The sequence below is a fragment of the Acinetobacter sp. AS23 genome (assembly GCF_023612055.1).
Classification (GTDB): Bacteria; Pseudomonadota; Gammaproteobacteria; order Pseudomonadales; family Moraxellaceae; genus Acinetobacter; species Acinetobacter oleivorans.
In genome coordinates this window covers 526,358-543,900 of sequence record NZ_CP082274.1, presented here as the reverse complement: position 1 = coordinate 543,900, position 17,543 = coordinate 526,358, and the positions used below count along the sequence as shown (strand labels likewise).

At 41.0% G+C, this 17,543-nt stretch carries 13 protein-coding genes, 2 tRNA genes and 2 rRNA genes; 8 read left to right on the top strand and 9 right to left on the bottom strand.

The features are described 5' to 3' along the window. Positions 1-110 precede the first annotated feature (110 nt). From K6I41_RS02670 to K6I41_RS02655, 4 genes are all read right to left on the bottom strand, one after another. Positions 111-3,003, bottom strand: a 23S ribosomal RNA gene (locus tag K6I41_RS02670). 352 nt (positions 3,004-3,355) lie between these two features. Then, positions 3,356-3,431 (bottom strand) — tRNA-Ala (locus tag K6I41_RS02665). A gap of 55 nt (positions 3,432-3,486) precedes the next feature. Further along, a tRNA-Ile gene (locus K6I41_RS02660) sits at positions 3,487-3,563 on the bottom strand. Positions 3,564-3,622: 59 nt separating this feature from the next. Next, a 16S ribosomal RNA gene (locus K6I41_RS02655) occupies positions 3,623-5,160 on the bottom strand. The 16S and 23S rRNA genes sit together here with 2 tRNA genes alongside, the layout of an rRNA operon. 541 nt (positions 5,161-5,701) lie before the next feature. Here K6I41_RS02655 and yfiR point away from each other — a divergent pair. Genes yfiR through yfiB form a run of 3 tightly spaced genes read left to right on the top strand, consistent with a single transcriptional unit; the run spans position 5,702 to position 7,928 of the window. Continuing rightward, on the top strand, positions 5,702-6,205 hold the full coding sequence (gene yfiR, locus K6I41_RS02650; RefSeq protein ID WP_004796328.1) for a regulatory sequestration protein YfiR: 504 nt from the start codon (positions 5,702-5,704) through the stop codon (positions 6,203-6,205). Between the two features lie 5 nt (positions 6,206-6,210). Beyond that, a complete protein-coding gene (gene dgcN / locus K6I41_RS02645; protein WP_004796327.1) occupies positions 6,211-7,434 on the top strand; it encodes a diguanylate cyclase DgcN/YfiN in 1,224 nt (407 codons plus the stop codon). A gap of 14 nt (positions 7,435-7,448) precedes the next feature. Further along, positions 7,449-7,928, top strand: a complete 480-nt coding sequence (yfiB, locus tag K6I41_RS02640) for an outer membrane lipoprotein YfiB (RefSeq protein WP_004796325.1) — start codon at positions 7,449-7,451, stop codon at positions 7,926-7,928. A gap of 50 nt (positions 7,929-7,978) precedes the next feature. On the opposite strand, the gene K6I41_RS02635 is transcribed toward yfiB, so the two are convergent. Then, positions 7,979-8,989 (bottom strand): metallophosphoesterase, encoded by a 1,011-nt coding sequence (locus tag K6I41_RS02635; RefSeq protein ID WP_250375151.1) that lies wholly within the window; start codon positions 8,987-8,989, stop codon positions 7,979-7,981. Positions 8,990-9,095: 106 nt separating this feature from the next. Between K6I41_RS02635 and K6I41_RS02630 the strand changes: the two genes are divergently transcribed. Further along, complete coding sequence (locus tag K6I41_RS02630; RefSeq protein WP_004796322.1) at positions 9,096-10,721, top strand: phospholipase D family protein; 1,626 nt, start codon at positions 9,096-9,098, stop codon at positions 10,719-10,721. Here the strand turns inward: K6I41_RS02630 and K6I41_RS02625 are convergent, their stop codons facing one another. Then, positions 10,722-11,531, bottom strand: a complete 810-nt coding sequence (locus tag K6I41_RS02625) for a lysophospholipid acyltransferase family protein (protein WP_250375150.1) — start codon at positions 11,529-11,531, stop codon at positions 10,722-10,724. A 213-nt stretch (positions 11,532-11,744) separates the two neighbouring features. On the opposite strand from K6I41_RS02625, the gene hflX reads away from it, so the two are divergent. From hflX to K6I41_RS02605, 4 genes are all read left to right on the top strand, one after another. Beyond that, positions 11,745-13,088, top strand: a complete 1,344-nt coding sequence (gene hflX / locus K6I41_RS02620; RefSeq protein ID WP_250375149.1) for a ribosome rescue GTPase HflX — start codon at positions 11,745-11,747, stop codon at positions 13,086-13,088. 33 nt (positions 13,089-13,121) lie between these two features. After that, positions 13,122-13,493 carry a hypothetical protein gene (locus K6I41_RS02615; RefSeq protein ID WP_250375148.1) on the top strand — a complete coding sequence of 124 codons (372 nt, stop codon included), beginning with the start codon at positions 13,122-13,124 and terminating at the stop codon, positions 13,491-13,493. A gap of 10 nt (positions 13,494-13,503) precedes the next feature. Then, the gene (locus K6I41_RS02610) at positions 13,504-14,178 is read left to right on the top strand and encodes an LrgB family protein (RefSeq protein WP_250375147.1); all 675 of its coding nucleotides are present in this window, start codon (positions 13,504-13,506) and stop codon (positions 14,176-14,178) included. An 82-nt stretch (positions 14,179-14,260) separates the two neighbouring features. Then, complete coding sequence (locus K6I41_RS02605; protein ID WP_250375744.1) at positions 14,261-14,704, top strand: DUF2147 domain-containing protein; 444 nt, start codon at positions 14,261-14,263, stop codon at positions 14,702-14,704. Positions 14,705-14,742: 38 nt separating this feature from the next. On the opposite strand, the gene K6I41_RS02600 is transcribed toward K6I41_RS02605, so the two are convergent. From K6I41_RS02600 to pdxA, 3 genes are read right to left on the bottom strand one after another with little or no spacing between them, the layout of a single operon-like run. Then, positions 14,743-15,582, bottom strand: coding sequence for a symmetrical bis(5'-nucleosyl)-tetraphosphatase (locus K6I41_RS02600; protein ID WP_250375146.1), 840 nt, complete (start codon positions 15,580-15,582; stop codon positions 14,743-14,745). After that, positions 15,583-16,395, bottom strand: a complete 813-nt coding sequence (rsmA, locus tag K6I41_RS02595; protein WP_005299908.1) for a 16S rRNA (adenine(1518)-N(6)/adenine(1519)-N(6))-dimethyltransferase RsmA — start codon at positions 16,393-16,395, stop codon at positions 15,583-15,585. It lies immediately after the preceding gene. Positions 16,396-16,418: 23 nt separating this feature from the next. Then, positions 16,419-17,402, bottom strand: coding sequence for a 4-hydroxythreonine-4-phosphate dehydrogenase PdxA (pdxA, locus tag K6I41_RS02590; RefSeq protein WP_250375145.1), 984 nt, complete (start codon positions 17,400-17,402; stop codon positions 16,419-16,421). Positions 17,403-17,543 lie beyond the last annotated feature (141 nt).

Sequence of the window (17,543 nt, the reverse complement as noted above, 5' to 3'; positions counted from 1 at the left end):
GATTGAATCTTACTTTATTTGTTCATTTTAGCTAAGCGTATAACTAAATCAAGTTGCTTTGCATATTAATGAATCGATTGATGCTTTATATACAACTGCTTGGGTGTTGTATAGTCAAGCCTCACGAGCAATTAGTATTGGTCAGCTTCACATATCACTATGCTTCCACATCCAACCTATCAACGTCCTAGTCTCGAACGGCTCTTTAGAGGACATAAAGTCCTAGGGAAATCTTATCTTGAGGTAGGCTTCCCGCTTAGATGCTTTCAGCGGTTATCCCTTCCGAACATAGCTACCCGGCGATGCGACTGGCGTCACAACCGGTACACCAGAGGTTCGTCCACTCTGGTCCTCTCGTACTAGGAGCAGATCCTCTCAAATTTCCAGCGCCCACGGTAGATAGGGACCGAACTGTCTCACGACGTTCTAAACCCAGCTCGCGTACCTCTTTAAATGGCGAACAGCCATACCCTTGGGACCTGCTTCAGCCCCAGGATGAGATGAGCCGACATCGAGGTGCCAAACACCGCCGTCGATATGAACTCTTGGGCGGTATCAGCCTGTTATCCCCAGAGTACCTTTTATCCGTTGAGCGATGGCCCTTCCATACAGAACCACCGGATCACTAAGACCTACTTTCGTACCTGCTCGACTTGTGGGTCTCGCAGTTAAGCGCGCTTTTGCCTTTATACTCTACGCGTGATTTCCGACCACGCTGAGCGCACCTTCGTACTCCTCCGTTACTCTTTAGGAGGAGACCGCCCCAGTCAAACTACCCACCAGACATGGTCCTCGCCCCGGATTACGGGGCAGAGTTAGAACCTCAACATTACCAGGGTGGTATTTCAAGGACGGCTCCATTGGAACTAGCGTTCCAACTTCAAAGCCTCCCACCTATCCTACACAAGTAAGGTCAAAGTTCAATGTCAAGCTGCAGTAAAGGTTCACGGGGTCTTTCCGTCTAGCCGCGGGTACACTGCATCTTCACAGCGATTTCGATTTCACTGAGCCTCTGCTGGAGACAGCGCCGCCATCATTATGCCATTCGTGCAGGTCGGAACTTACCCGACAAGGAATTTCGCTACCTTAGGACCGTTATAGTTACGGCCGCCGTTTACTGGGGCTTCGATCAAGAGCTTCGCTTACGCTAACCCCATCAATTAACCTTCCAGCACCGGGCAGGCATCACACCCTATACGTCCACTTTCGTGTTTGCAGAGTGCTATGTTTTTAATAAACAGTTGCAGCGGCCTGGTTTCTGTGGCTGCCAATAGCTCAGACCGCAAGGGTCATCACCGTCAGCAGCGTACCTTCTCCCGAAGTTACGGTACCATTTTGCCTAGTTCCTTCAGCAGAGTTCTCTCAAGCGCCTTGGTCTACTCGACCTGACCACCTGTGTCGGTTTCGGGTACGATTCCTGTGTAACTGAAGCTTAGAGACTTTTCCTGGAAGCATGGTATCAGCCACTTCGCTGTACAAGTACAGCTTGCTATCAGATCTCAGCATAGAGCACCCCGGATTTGCCTAAGATGCATGCCTACTTCCTTCCACCTGGACAACCAACGCCAGGCTGACTTAACCTTCTCCGTCCTCTCATCGCATTACACAGAAGTATTGGAATATTAACCAATTTCCCATCGACTACGCCTTTCGGCCTCGCCTTAGGGGTCGACTCACCCAGCCCCGATTAACGTTGGACTGGAACCCTTGGTCTTTCGGCGAACGGGTTTTTCACCCGTTTTGTCGTTACTCACGTCAGCATTCGCACTTCTGATACCTCCAGCATACTTCTCAATACACCTTCATCGGCTTACAGAACGCTCCCCTACCACTTGACTAAAAGTCAAATCCGCAGCTTCGGCACATAGTTTTAGCCCCGTTACATCTTCCGCGCAGGCCGACTCGACTAGTGAGCTATTACGCTTTCTTTAAAGGGTGGCTGCTTCTAAGCCAACCTCCTAGCTGTCTATGCCTTCCCACATCGTTTCCCACTTAACTATGATTTTGGGGCCTTAGCTGGCGGTCTGGATTGTTTTCCTCTTGACTACGGACGTTAGCACCCGCAGTCTGTCTCCCGGATAGTACTCATAGGTATTCGGAGTTTGCATCGGTTTGGTAAGTCGGGATGACCCCCTAGCCGAAACAGTGCTCTACCCCCTATGGTATTCGTCCGAGGCGCTACCTAAATAGCTTTCGGGGAGAACCAGCTATCACCAGGCTTGATTAGCCTTTCACCCCTATCCACAAGTCATCCCCTGGCTTTTCAACGACAGTGGGTTCGGTCCTCCAGTTAGTGTTACCCAACCTTCAACCTGCTCATGGATAGATCGCCTGGTTTCGGGTCTATACCCAGCAACTAAACGCCCTATTAAGACTCGATTTCTCTACGGCTCCCCTATACGGTTAACCTCGCTACTGAATATAAGTCGCTGACCCATTATACAAAAGGTACGCAGTCACCGAACAAGTCGGCTCCCACTGCTTGTATGCATGCGGTTTCAGGATCTATTTCACTCCCCTCACAGGGGTTCTTTTCGCCTTTCCCTCACGGTACTGGTTCACTATCGGTCAGTCAGGAGTATTTAGCCTTGGAGGATGGTCCCCCCATATTCAGACAAGGTTTCACGTGCCTCGCCCTACTCGTCATCATTATGTGTGCCCTTTCGTGTACGGGAATATCACCCTCTACGTTCGCACTTCCCAGAGCGTTCCACTAAAACACACATAACTTAATGGGCTGATCCCCGTTCGCTCGCCGCTACTAAGGGAATCTCAATTGATTTCTTTTCCTAAGGGTACTGAGATGTTTCACTTCCCCTCGTTCGCCTTGCAACACTATGTATTCATGTTGCAATACCTACCTTAAAGTAGGTGGGTTCCCCCATTCAGAAATCTCCGGATCAAAGGATATTTGCCGCCTCCCCGGAGCTTATCGCAGGCTATTACGTCTTTCATCGCCTCTGACTGCCAAGGCATCCACCACATGCACTTAATTACTTGACTATACAACCCCAAACAGTCGTCAACACTTACAAGTGAGTGTTGTCCGTGCGATTCTTCATCGCTACTATCTGTTGTCCGTGTACTTAAACACTGTACAGCTTCAATCTAAATTCATATACCAAAACGCTTGATTCAGTTAATTTGCTAGTTCTCAATTCATCTAGATTAATTGCTTAATCTAAACTCTTGAGTGAACAATTTATTTCAGACTCAATTTTGCCAATCTGTTAATGAATAAACACGCCTTCGTCAGGTCATGCTTAATACCGTGATACTTAAATCACAGAAGTTAATAAACCAAGATCTAAATCTCTATTTACTAATTTCTGTAATCCGAACTTCTCTTAAGTTCTGGTGGAGACTAGGAGAGTCGAACTCCTGACCTCCTGCGTGCAAAGCAGGCGCTCTACCAACTAAGCTAAGTCCCCAGCTTACATCATCAGTCATGTATCTTTTATCTATAACTTCAACCAGTCAAAGTCATGGTGGGTCTGACAAGACTTGAACTTGTGACCCCACGCTTATCAAGCGTGTGCTCTAACCAACTGAGCTACAGACCCTCAGATACATCTATGAAGAACAACTTGTTGTGGATTCTTACCAATCGTCAATCTTTCGTTAAGGAGGTGATCCAGCCGCAGGTTCCCCTACGGCTACCTTGTTACGACTTCACCCCAGTCATCGGCCACACCGTGGTAACCGCCCTCTTTGCAGTTAGGCTAGCTACTTCTGGTGCAACAAACTCCCATGGTGTGACGGGCGGTGTGTACAAGGCCCGGGAACGTATTCACCGCGGCATTCTGATCCGCGATTACTAGCGATTCCGACTTCATGGAGTCGAGTTGCAGACTCCAATCCGGACTACGATCGGCTTTTTGAGATTAGCATCCTATCGCTAGGTAGCAACCCTTTGTACCGACCATTGTAGCACGTGTGTAGCCCTGGCCGTAAGGGCCATGATGACTTGACGTCGTCCCCGCCTTCCTCCAGTTTGTCACTGGCAGTATCCTTAAAGTTCCCGACATTACTCGCTGGCAAATAAGGAAAAGGGTTGCGCTCGTTGCGGGACTTAACCCAACATCTCACGACACGAGCTGACGACAGCCATGCAGCACCTGTATGTAAGTTCCCGAAGGCACCAATCCATCTCTGGAAAGTTCTTACTATGTCAAGGCCAGGTAAGGTTCTTCGCGTTGCATCGAATTAAACCACATGCTCCACCGCTTGTGCGGGCCCCCGTCAATTCATTTGAGTTTTAGTCTTGCGACCGTACTCCCCAGGCGGTCTACTTATCGCGTTAGCTGCGCCACTAAAGCCTCAAAGGCCCCAACGGCTAGTAGACATCGTTTACGGCATGGACTACCAGGGTATCTAATCCTGTTTGCTCCCCATGCTTTCGCACCTCAGCGTCAGTGTTAGGCCAGATGGCTGCCTTCGCCATCGGTATTCCTCCAGATCTCTACGCATTTCACCGCTACACCTGGAATTCTACCATCCTCTCCCACACTCTAGCTAACCAGTATCGAATGCAATTCCCAAGTTAAGCTCGGGGATTTCACATTTGACTTAATTAGCCGCCTACGCGCGCTTTACGCCCAGTAAATCCGATTAACGCTTGCACCCTCTGTATTACCGCGGCTGCTGGCACAGAGTTAGCCGGTGCTTATTCTGCGAGTAACGTCCACTATCCCTAGGTATTAACTAGAGTAGCCTCCTCCTCGCTTAAAGTGCTTTACAACCATAAGGCCTTCTTCACACACGCGGCATGGCTGGATCAGGCTTCCGCCCATTGTCCAATATTCCCCACTGCTGCCTCCCGTAGGAGTCTGGGCCGTGTCTCAGTCCCAGTGTGGCGGATCATCCTCTCAGACCCGCTACAGATCGTCGCCTTGGTAGGCCTTTACCCCACCAACTAGCTAATCCGACTTAGGCTCATCTATTAGCGCAAGGTCCGAAGATCCCCTGCTTTCTCCCGTAGGACGTATGCGGTATTAGCATTCCTTTCGAAATGTTGTCCCCCACTAATAGGCAGATTCCTAAGCATTACTCACCCGTCCGCCGCTAAGTGATAGTGCAAGCACCATCACCCCGCTCGACTTGCATGTGTTAAGCCTGCCGCCAGCGTTCAATCTGAGCCATGATCAAACTCTTCAGTTAAAAATCATTTTGCACCTTATTAAAGACAAGGTGCCAATTCTGGCTCATCAATTTTCTGACTTAAATTTCGCTCAAATAAACTTCGAGTAATTTAAACCAATCAATCAATGATAATATTTCGATCAATCAATCAGTAAAAATCCACACAAGTTGTTCTTCAATTCTCTTAATGATCTTCTTCCTGGTTCGTCACCAGCAAGCTAGGTCGGCTATATTACTCTTAATCTCTTAAAAGTCAACAGGTAATTTCGATATTTTTAAAACTTAATCTCAAAACCAACTTCTCATCAAATTCATCACTTAAAGTAACCAATCTAATTCCAAGTAACTGTTTTTCAACAAGTTCTTATCTGCATCACCGCCGATGGATGTGCATTATAGACCATTAATAACCTTTGACAACCCTTTTTTTAATTTAATATTACTACATGTTCGTTTTTTAGCCTTTTTGGTCAACTTTAGATGAGATATTAAACTTTTTTTACTTTATCAACTTCATGTAGAATAGATTATTCGTGCAATAGTTTGGCATTAACTCACCATGTGGCAGTTCGCTAAAAAAGTATTTGTTTGCATACTTGTAGTGTTTGCTACGAGTGGGCCTTGTTATGCCAATTCAAAACATAACTTCTATGTGCTTACTTTATCTATTCTAAGCTACAGTAAGTGGGAGAATGTAAATACTCCTACTCTTTGTATTATTGATAATCCCTCTATTACATCTACGTTTCAATCTTATATCCAGCAAATGTCTTATAATTATCGTGTTCAAACTGTAAACGCGAAAGATTTTGCTCGGTCACATTGTCAGGCCGTTTATTTTTCTACGACTTCGCCCCAACAACAACAAAGCCTTATTCAGAACTATCCTTACCGTTCTTTACTTTCTTTAAGCATTAATAATCCAGAGTGCGAAATTGGAAGTATCTTTTGTTTATATAATCAAAATAATTACACTACCTTTAAAGTTAATTTAGATGCTTTAAGTCACTCCAAAGTTCATATTGATCCGAGAGTATTGCTCTTGGCTAAGAATGCGGAGTAAGGATTATGATATCAAAGTTGTATCAATCCACTTCATTGCATGCATTATTTAGAAAATCTCAATTTACTATCTTTGCAATTACTTTCTTTATCTGCTCTTTTACGTTTGTGTCGATTTCTGTTTTTACAATGGAAACTTACGCCAAACAAAATTTGCAATTGCTTAGCCATACGCTACTAGAGCGTATTCAGCCTGCAGTTGTATTTAATGACAAAATTACGATTGAGCAAATTTTGAATGAATATACGAATGACCATTCAATTCGTACTATTCATATTTATGATTCAGAACATCATTTAATTGCACAAAGTTTTAAATTATCAAGTCAGACTTCAATTTTAGAGGGTTGGTTTGATCATTGGTTTCTGAATGAACCCGTTCATCTTACAATTTATCATCACGAGCAGAATGTAGGTGAACTCACGCTTTTTGGTAGTTCTGAAAAAATATTGCAGTTCCTCAAAATGATTATGGTAGGGCTGGCAATTGCGATGTTGTTTATTGTTTGCGCTTTGTGGTGGTCAGTAAACTTAACTTATCGTCAAATTATGCAAGCTATTTATCCACTTACGAATATTGCTCAAATTGTAAGTGAACAAAAAGCTTATAATCTTCGTTTTCCTTATAATCGAATTAAAGAATTTCAAGATTTAAATACCGTTTTTAACGAGTTACTTGAAGAAATTCAGATATGGGATAACCAGCTACAAAAGGAGAATCGTAAATTATCCTTTCAGGCTCACCATGACCAACTCACTTTATTGCCTAATAGACATTATTTTTATCAGATTCTCTTAGACATGTTTGAAGATAAGGGTTTTGATAACAAGTCTGCGTTATTATTTATAGATAACAACAACTTCAAAGCAATTAATGACCAATTCGGCCATTTAGCTGGAGATGAAGTTTTAAAAGAAATGGCGAATCGTCTGCAAACCCGTCTACGTCATCAAGATTTTATTGCACGATTAGGCGGCGACGAATTTGCTGTCATTTTGCATTCCATTAGTCATGCTGATCATTTAATATCTATTGCTGAAAATTTACTCGAAAGCTGTAAAGAACCTTTGCATCTGAATGGTCAAACGATTTACTTCAGTTTTAGTGTAGGTATTGCTTTATCACAATTTGCATCTAGCCCCGAAGATTTCATTATGCAAGCAGACCAAGCAATGTATAAGGCTAAAACTTCGGATGAACACTGGTTTATCTATAAACCTGAAAATTAAATTTAGGCTAATCTATGAATACAAGATCTCTAAAACTCTCCTTTATTGCATTGCTATGCATTACTCTTGCAGGGTGCCTGAGTTTTGGTCCATTAAAATATCGTCAGGTAAAATTGCTCAAAAAAGAAGGTTTCGTTCTTACCGATGAAGGATGGACTTTAGGTTTACCAGAACGTTTGTTATTTGACTTTAATAATGCAGAGTTAAAACAAAGTCATGAAGCTGAGTTAGTACGTCTAGCAAATCAATTGAATAAATATGATCTAAATAAATTGAAAATTGTAGGTCATACTGATGATGTTGGCGATGCTGCTTATAATCAAAAGCTGTCTGAAGAGCGTGCACAAAGTGTAGCAAACCTTTTTTTAGCTCGTGGATTTAAAAAAGAAAATATCTACGTGATTGGTCGTGGTTCAACACAACCTTATGTTCCAAATACAACCAATGAAAATCGTGCGATTAACAGACGTGTTGCAATTGTCGTTATTCCATAAGTAACTTTAATTCATAAAAAAGCCAATCCTCTGTGATTGGCTTTTTTATTTTAAACTAACTCAATAATATCAATGGTTGGCGGCACTCTAAAACGTAAAGGAATTCCGACCATTCCTGTGCCAACGGTAACAAAAACATCCGCATGTTCGTGAGAGTAAAATCCACGTTTGTGACCTAAAATTGATACTTTTTTCATAATATAGTTAGTCAGCCATGGGAGCTCCACCTGCCCTCCATGTGTGTGTCCTGATAACATTAATGGACGATTCGGTAATTTAGGTACCATATCGACTGTATCTGGATTATGAGACAAAATTAACCAGGGTTTGTCTTGAGGTAAATCTGGCATGGAACGCATATCGGTTTTTCCAGCCCAGAGATCACCAATACCAATCAGACGGAATTCTTCAAAATCAACTACTTTCCCTTCAATATCAACAACTTCATTATAAAATAAAGCATCTTTTAATAATTGTTGAATCGGTGGGCCAGGATATTGCTCATCATGATTTCCAGGAACAGAGTAAACAGGCGCCTGAATTTCTTTTAAAACACTTAACTCTTCAATTAGTCGTTCTTCTGGTTCATATGTCCAGTCACCAGCCACAACCACTAAATCCGGTTGCTGTTCATTTAATTTTCTAACTATGGTTTTGAGTTGACGTTCATGCCCTGAAAATAAACCAATATGTAAATCTGCAATTAGGGCTACTTTGACTGGCTTATTAAAACTACGATCTGGATTTAAGCGATATTGATGAGTATCGACACGGACTAGATGAGGTTCAATAAATCGGGCATAAATTAAAACACCACTTAAGAAAAAGATAAAAATACCTTGGTGAATTGAGTAGTAACCAATCCAAGCAGCATATAAATTAAAAAACCAGAGAGGAATAAGTAGATAAGAGAGATAAAATGCGAGTAAATGCACAAAAGCTTTAAATGGATGAATCGTCTCGGTCCGAGATTGATGAATCCAAGCCTCAGAAATTCCCCATAGAGCAAGTATTGAAAATATAAAGTAAAAACAAAAAATAATTGAATTTGGATTCCACATTACGACTCTCGACTTATCTTCTATTGATTGCTAGTAATCAAATTCAATATTTATCTTTCAATATGCACGAATTATACTCTAGCTCACGTTATCGTATGTACTGATTATGGCACAATCCTCTCATTCCAAACAGCTTCAAACGAATCAACAAGCTAGAAGCTTTTTGATAAAAGCCTCTATAGTCCTATGTTCTAGTTTTGCTGTGGGTTTGACAGGATGTAGTACTCTGCCAAAACATGGTGTTGAGCCATTAGAATATGCAAATGATATCGACACATCAGAGACTTCACTTGCTCAAATTATTACTCCCTTACGTCAGCAAAACCCAAAACTAACGGGTTACCACGTCTTAAATGATCCATTGGAGGCTCTAGCAGCCCGCCTAAGATTAATTGATAAAGCTGAAAAGACTTTAGATTTACAATATTACATTTGGGATAATGACAAAGTTGGAGCTTTAGCTTTACATGCCATTATTCGAGCAGCTGATCGCGGGGTAAAAGTCCGACTTCTTATTGATGACAATAATGCAAAAAAAATGGAAGGGATCTTACTCGCCCTTTCTCAGCATAAAAATATTGAAGTTAAGCTTTTTAATCCCTACCGTTTCCGCAAATATCGTGCGATGGATATGGTGCTTGATTTAAAACGTATCAATCGTCGCATGCACAATAAAAGTTTTATTGCCGATAATGAGGTTGCTCTTATTGGCGGACGTAACATGACCAATCAATATTATAATGTAAGCGATAGCTATCAATTTTCTGATGTTGACGTGATGTTGGTCGGTGCTGCTGTTGATGACATTGTGAATTCTTTTGATGACTACTGGAATCATGAGTATGCATATTCAGTTCAAAGTATCGTAAGTCCAGAGCAACATCGTCTACGCTATGAAGGATTAAAAGAGCAACTCGAAGCTCACTACCAACAAGCAACTGTTCAAAACTTTCTAAATTTAACTGCAAAATCACATGCATTTGATAAATGGTTAAATCACAATATTCAATTCGACTGGGTTAAAGCAGAAGTTGTTAAAGACTCGCCTGATAAAATTAAATCAAAGGCAAAAAAAGAAGAGCACTTAAATTTCCAGTTAATTAACCATCTGGAAAAACCAGAAAGTAATGTAGATTTAATTTCAGCTTATTTTATTCCTGAAAAACAAGGCGCTAAAATTTTAAGCACGCTTGCTAAAGAAGGTGTGGAAGTACGCGTTCTAACTAACTCGTTTAAAGCAAATGATGTTGCCGTTGTACATGCATTTTATGGAAAGTACCGTAAAGAACTGCTTAAAAACGGCGTACAACTTTATGAATTTTTACCTACACCAGATAAAAGAGATTTAAATAAAAATACAGATGAGCTTGCCACTAAAGCAAAAGTAAACATGAAAGGATTAAGCCGCTCAAGCTTACATACTAAACTGATGGCATTAGATGAACAGGTTTTTATTGGCTCATTTAATTTTGATCCACGCTCAGCTTATTTAAATACTGAAATTGGCGTAATTTTAGATAGTCCATCGCTGGCTAAGACAATTCACCATACGATGGACGAAAATTTAAATAAATATGCTTATAAGTTAAAGCTCGACGCTAACAATCATATTTATTGGCAGCAAGAAACGCCTAATGGTCCTTTAATTTATAAACAAGAACCCGAGATGAAATGGTGGCAAAAAGCAGGCATGAAATTTCTTTCATGGCTGCCACTTGAAGGCTTTATGTAATTAATTTTTTGGCTTAAGTACTTTCTGATGTAGTTGAGCCAAACCTTCTACCATTTTTTCTTGAACTTCACGCGTTAAACTCTTCACATCATGCCCTTCCACTGAAATTGGAGGCAAAGTTAATAGATGAGCAGTTACTTTCGGCATTTCAAGTACGCGTTGAATATGTTCAGCAAATGACATGTCGCCAATGAATGGCGCAACTGTATCTAATTGTCCATGACGGTTTACATAACAAATTAAACATACCTGTACTGGGCGTTGAGCCTCAATAGCAGCACCGAGCAAACGACCATGTACTTTCTTAACAGAATGTCCATCTGTAGTGGTCGCTTCTGGGAAAAACAATACAGGAATATTTTGTTTTAAGAATTCGGTAATTTGTTCACGAATTTTAACGGAATCACCAGATCCACGCTTAATAAATAAAGTTCCACCACCTTTAGCTAGATTGCCTAAAATGGGCCAATTTTCAATTTCAGCTTTAGCAAGAAAGAAAACACGGGCTCCTGAACCTAAAACAGCAACATCTAGCCAAGAAATATGATTACTTACCCATAAGGCAGGTTCTCGAGGAATTGTTCCGTGTACTTCTACATCTAAGTTGAAAACCTGACATAAACGGCGGCAAAAATATTGAACATAGCGTGTATTGACCGGATTATTAGGATCTTTATAAAGGCCGTGTCGATAAACTAAATAAAAACCTTCAGTAATTGCAGCGGTAGCCGAAGTGACTTTTTTTCCGTACAAACCTATTTTTGATAATTTCTTTAACGTTGAATTAACTATACTTTGCGTTTGAGCCATAAAATTTCACTAACGATCAATCATTGTTATACCCATCTCAAGCATTCTATACGTTTCAGAATAAACTTGCATTGATGATAGAGAATGGGAAAAAATAAATTCAGACACCTCTAACAGCATTTAACTAATCTAAAGGATAAGAACAAACGCTTTCCCCTTTTGCATAAGTTTCATCTAGAATAAAGTTTTCCCATTTTCAGGATTTACAACCACGTGGAATATGTTGATCGGCATCAAGGCGGTGAACGCACAATTTTAGTGAGTGTTTCAGTACAATTATTAGATGATCTGGATGCCGAAGAGTTTGCTCTACTTGCACAGTCTGCTGGTGCAGATATCCTTGAACATATTAAGGTTCAGCGAAATAAACCCAATCCTAAATTTTTTATTGGTTCAGGAAAAGTCGAAGAAATTGCAGAGCGAGTTCAGGAACTAGAAGCAAGTCTGGTGATTTTTGACCATGCTTTGTCACCCGCTCAAGAACGAAATTTAGAAAGAATATTAAAATGCCGAGTCATTGATCGTACAGGATTAATTTTAGATATTTTTGCCCTACGTGCCCGTACGCATGAAGGTAAATTACAGGTCGAACTTGCACAGCTTAAACATTTATCTACCCGTCTTATTCGTGGTTGGTCAGCCGACTTTGAACAACAAAAAGGTGGTATTGGCTTACGTGGTCCTGGTGAAACGCAACTAGAAACAGATCGTCGTCTCATTCGTGTACGTATTGCCCAATTAAAAGATAAATTAGAAAAGGTACATCAAACCCGTATACAAGGACGTGCTGCAAGACAAAAGGCAGCCATTCCAACTGTGTCGTTAGTAGGCTATACCAATGCTGGGAAATCAACTTTATTTAATATTTTAGCGAAAAGTGATGTCTACGCAGCCGATCAACTGTTTGCAACACTCGACCCAACATTACGTCGTTTGGAATGGGATGGTATTGGTACTGTCGTGCTCGCAGATACGGTAGGTTTTGTACGAAACTTACAGCATGATTTAATTGAATCATTCAAAGCAACACTTGAAGAAACGCTTGAAGCCACGCTTTTACTACATGTCATTGATAGTAATAGTCATGACATGCTTGATCAAATTGAAGCAGTTGAAAGCGTTTTAAAAGAGATTGGTGCAGATGCTCCAGTACTTCGGGTATACAACAAAATTGACCTGAGTGGTGAAGAAGCCAAAATTGTTTATGCCGAACCACATGTACCAGATCGAGTTTATGTTTCTGCTCACGCTGGCCTTGGTCTAGAGTTACTTCAAAAAGCAGTACAAGAATGTTTAATGGGACAAATTCAAAAGTTTTCTCTGATTCTTAAACCTGCTTATGGCAAATTTCGCACACAGCTTTATGCCTTAAATGTAATTGAGTCTGAACACTACGATGAGGCAGGCTTATTACATATTGATGTACGTATTGCACCACATAAGCTGGAAAAGCTTATTCGCCAAGCAAAACTGCCCTTAGAAGAAATCTTGGGAGAACGCGCTAATCAATTTAAGCGACCATTGGAAGAGTTTGAAATCAAGGGCGAGATCAGTTAAAACTCGATAAGTAAACTTTTAGAGATAAAAAATATGGATAAGATCAAAAGTATAGACTGGACAGCATGGGTAGCAACGTTACTACTCATTATTGGTTTTCGTGAAGGCTCTGTCATCGTCATGCCTGCTTTTGGTCATCCAGAATTAGGTAATCTGGTCGGGTTAATCAGCTTACTCACTGTTTTGATTATTTGGAGAAAGTTCAAAAAAATCCCTCTTCGGATAGTCGATACGAATAATAAAATCATGAAAGAAAGTGGTTTTGCTTTTCTACCTGTTTGTGCTGGCTCCTTAATTATGTTGGTGCATATGGGTAAAGAAATTCCACTATTCCTTTTTGTTTTAGTGGTCAGCACCCTTATACCTTTGTGGGTCTATGCAAAAATGGCAAAGCGTTGGTTATAAGGAGAATAAAATGTTTACGATTTTCTACGGTTTTTTGATCACACTTATTGGTTATCTATGTGCAAAACCTTTAAACCGACGCTTTCCACAAATTCCACTTTTAGTTTTCGGCATGTTCATTGTCATTGCATTACTTTCAGTTTTACAAGTTCCTTATGAACAATATCGTCTTTATGTGAATGACTTATTTGGTCATCTATTAGGTTATGTCACAGTAGCCTTAGCCATTCCTTTAGCTGCAATGCGTTACGATGATCTTCCAATTAAATCAGTCATTGGGATTTTACTTTTTGCAAGTATTAGCGCCGTTGCTTTGCCTATGGGCCTCGCTTACTTGTTACATATGTCGGAACCTACCATTCTTGCATTTGCAACCCGCGCGGTGACCACCCCCATCGCCTTAAATATCGCAACCTTATTGCATGCTCCTGAAACGCTGGTAACGCTTATTGTTATTTTATCTGGCGTTATTGGAGCAGCTTTTTCACCATTTTTACTTAAGCATATTCATGATGAAAGAGCATCTGGATTAGCCCTAGGTTTAGCTGCACATGCCATAGGAACAGCTCAAGCTTGGCAACGCGGACCTGTTGCAGGTCGCTACGCTGCATTTGGTATGGCTTTAAACGGCGTATTTACTGCAATTTGGTTACCTACATTAATGTTGTCACTTGGCACACCATAATTAAGAAGCCTATTAAATAAACATTGAACGGTATATCAATTCGAAATAAGATGACCTTTCAATGTTAAAAGGATTTTTAATCATGGGGAAAAATTTTATTGGAGCTCTGCTCTTACTGGGGATCAACACTGCTACGTTTGCAGCAGACATTACAGGTCTTTGGCAAACAATTGATGATAAAACTGGTGCTCCCAAAGCACAGGTAGAAATACGAAAAGAAGCAAATGGGACATATGCTGGAAAGATTATCAAGGTTACACCACGCCCAGGTTATACCCCTAAAGAGATTTGTGATAACTGCCCTTCGCCGTATACCAATAAACCAATTATAGGATTGGATATTGCAACTGGCTTAAAACAAACAGATGATCTTAATTATACAGGTGGGAAAATTTTAGATCCTAATACTGGTAAAGTTTACGGGCTTAAAGCAAAACTTAGTGCAACTGGTAAACGTCTTCATATGCGTGGATATCTTGGCGTTTCAGCATTAGGCCGTAACCAAATTTGGTTACGTGTAGAATAAAAGTTAAAAATAAAAAAGCCGCATAAGCGGCTTTTTTATTACATCACTGGATTTTCCACAGCAAAGATTTCTTTATCTTCAAGGCGATAAGCCATTAATTTTCTGCCCCAAACACAGCCGCCATCAATATTTTGAATCTGATCATTAATGGTTCTGCCCTCGAGCGCAGCCCAATGACCAAAAATAATTTGATGAGTTTTTGCCGCTTTGCTCGGAAATTCAAACCAAGGTAAATAACCTTCTGGCATTGGCGCATCCAGAGCATCTTTAAAACTAAACTCTAAAGCCCCTTCTGCGTTGGTTAAACGCATACGGGTCAAATAATTAGTAATACAACGTAAACGAGCTGAACCCGTTAAGTCATCTTCCCACAAATCTGGTTTTGAACCATACATTTCTGCCAAAAAAGCGTCCAATACAGATAAGTCTTGATGAGAGAGTACTGCCTCAACCTCTTTTGCAAGCGTTGCAGTCTTTTGTGCATCCCAAATACAAGGTATACCTGCATGAGTAAGAATTGTGTGCTCGTTCGGGAATAAACATAAAGGTTGTTTCCGCAACCAGTCGATTAACTCATCGCCATCAATTGCATCAATAACGTCTTGCGTACGATCTTTTTCTTTAATCTCTTTTAAACCACGCGCACCAGCCACTAAAGTCAGATCATGATTACCAAGTACAGTTGCAGCAGCGCCGCGATCAGCAAGTTTTTTAACAAACCGTAAGGCACCCACTGAGTTTTCGCCACGAGCGACCAAATCACCTGCAAACCACAAAAAATCTTGGTCTGGATCAAAACGTATTTCTTTAAGTAAGGCCTTCAGACCTTCAAAACACCCTTGTACATCGCCAATCACATAATTAAAACGTTTAGTCATTTATGCCACCATTTGATCGGCTAAAGCAACAAATTGAGCAAGTGTTAATGTTTCCGGACGAGCCATTGGATCAACGCCTGCTTTTTCAAAGCCATCTTCAGCGATCATACCTTTAAGACTATTTCTTAAGGTTTTACGGCGTTGGGTAAATACATGAGCAACCAAACGAGCTAAAGCTTTTTCATCTTTTGCAATAATTGGTTTTTGTTCATATGGAACAAGGCGGAAAACAGCACTCGTTACTTTAGGCGGTGGGTTAAATGCACCAGCTGGTACTTCAAATAAAAATGTAGGTTGGCAATAATACTGAATCATTACCGACAAGCGTCCATATTCTTTTGTGTTTGGTTCAGCGGTAATACGTTCAACCACCTCTTTTTGCAGCATAAAGTGCATGTCTTTAACTTTACTGCCAAATTCCAAGAGATGGAAAAGTAATGGAGTTGAAATGTTATAAGGTAAATTACCAACCACACGTAATGGTCGACCATCTTTTACCAGTTCATTAAAATCATATTTTAATGCATCAGCTTCGATAATAGTTAAACGTTCAGGATGTGGAACGCGTTCTGGCAAGCCTGCTGCTAAATCACGATCTAGCTCAACCACTGTTAATGCATCACACTCTCCAATTAAAGGAGAAGTTAAAGCAGCCAAACCAGGTCCAATTTCAACAACATTTTCACCCGCACGCGGATTCACCGAGCGCACGATTTTGGCAATGACTCGCTGATCATGTAAGAAGTTTTGACCAAAACGTTTACGAGCTTTATGCCCTTCATCTTTCGGGTTTAGGGCATTAATTTGATACATATAACATTTCCAACATGAAAAATTTAGCTCGCTGCCAAAGATAACGCTAAATCGACAGCGACATTTAAACTTGAGCTTTTTGCCAAACCAGTCCCAGCCAACGACAATGCCGTGCCATGATCGACCGAGGTTCGGATGAATGGCAAACCCAATGTAATATTGATGGCCTCACCAAACCCTTGTGATTTTAACACAGGTAAACCTTGATCATGGTACATAGCGAGTACAGCATCAGCATTTTTAAGATGCTCAGGGGTAAATAAGGTATCCGCAGGCAAGCTTAGGCTCATTTTAATTCCTTGCGCTCGATAAGTTTCGAGTACCGGATTAATGGTATCAATCTCTTCACGGCCCAAATAGCCATCTTCCCCCGCATGAGGATTTAAGCCACACACCAATATGCGCGGATCAACGATCTTAAATTTAGTTTTTAAATCATGTATTAAAATATCAATGACTTGATGTAACCGTTCCTTGGTAATTGCATCGGCAACATCTCTTAAAGGCAAATGCGTAGTCGCTAAAGCAACGCGCAGAGTCTTGGTTGCAAGCATCATGACAACGCGCTCTACCCCTGCAAATTCTTGATAGTATTCAGTGTGACCACTAAACAAAATGCCTGCATCATTAATGACCGATTTTTGCACTGGTGCCGTCGCTACCCCAACACTTTTACCAGACATTGCATAATCAGCTGAGCGGCGTAATTGTTCTAATACATAAGCAGCATTAGCTGAATTTAATTGGCCATCAACAACCACCGTTTCTAAAGGTACATGCTCTATATAAAGCTCACCTATAGATGTTGATTCAGCTTGTCCCGTATATTGTATAAATTGAATATCTACCCCTAGTTTCTGGGCACGTTGTTCTAATAAATTTTGGTCACCCAAAACAACTACAGGGCGCACATCAACTCGCTGAGCCAAGCTCAAGCAAATATCTGGACCAATACCAGCCGGCTCACCGGAAGTGACATATAAAGGCAGCACAATCACCCCAGACACATAACTAAAATTTGTTTGATTTTAACATATCCCGCATTCATCGGTTTATGGATTAAATTATCTGGCTTAAACTGGATTTTTCTTGTGACTTTGAACAAACTCGTTTAGAATGCTCGCTCCTTTTGTTTGGACAGATTCCAT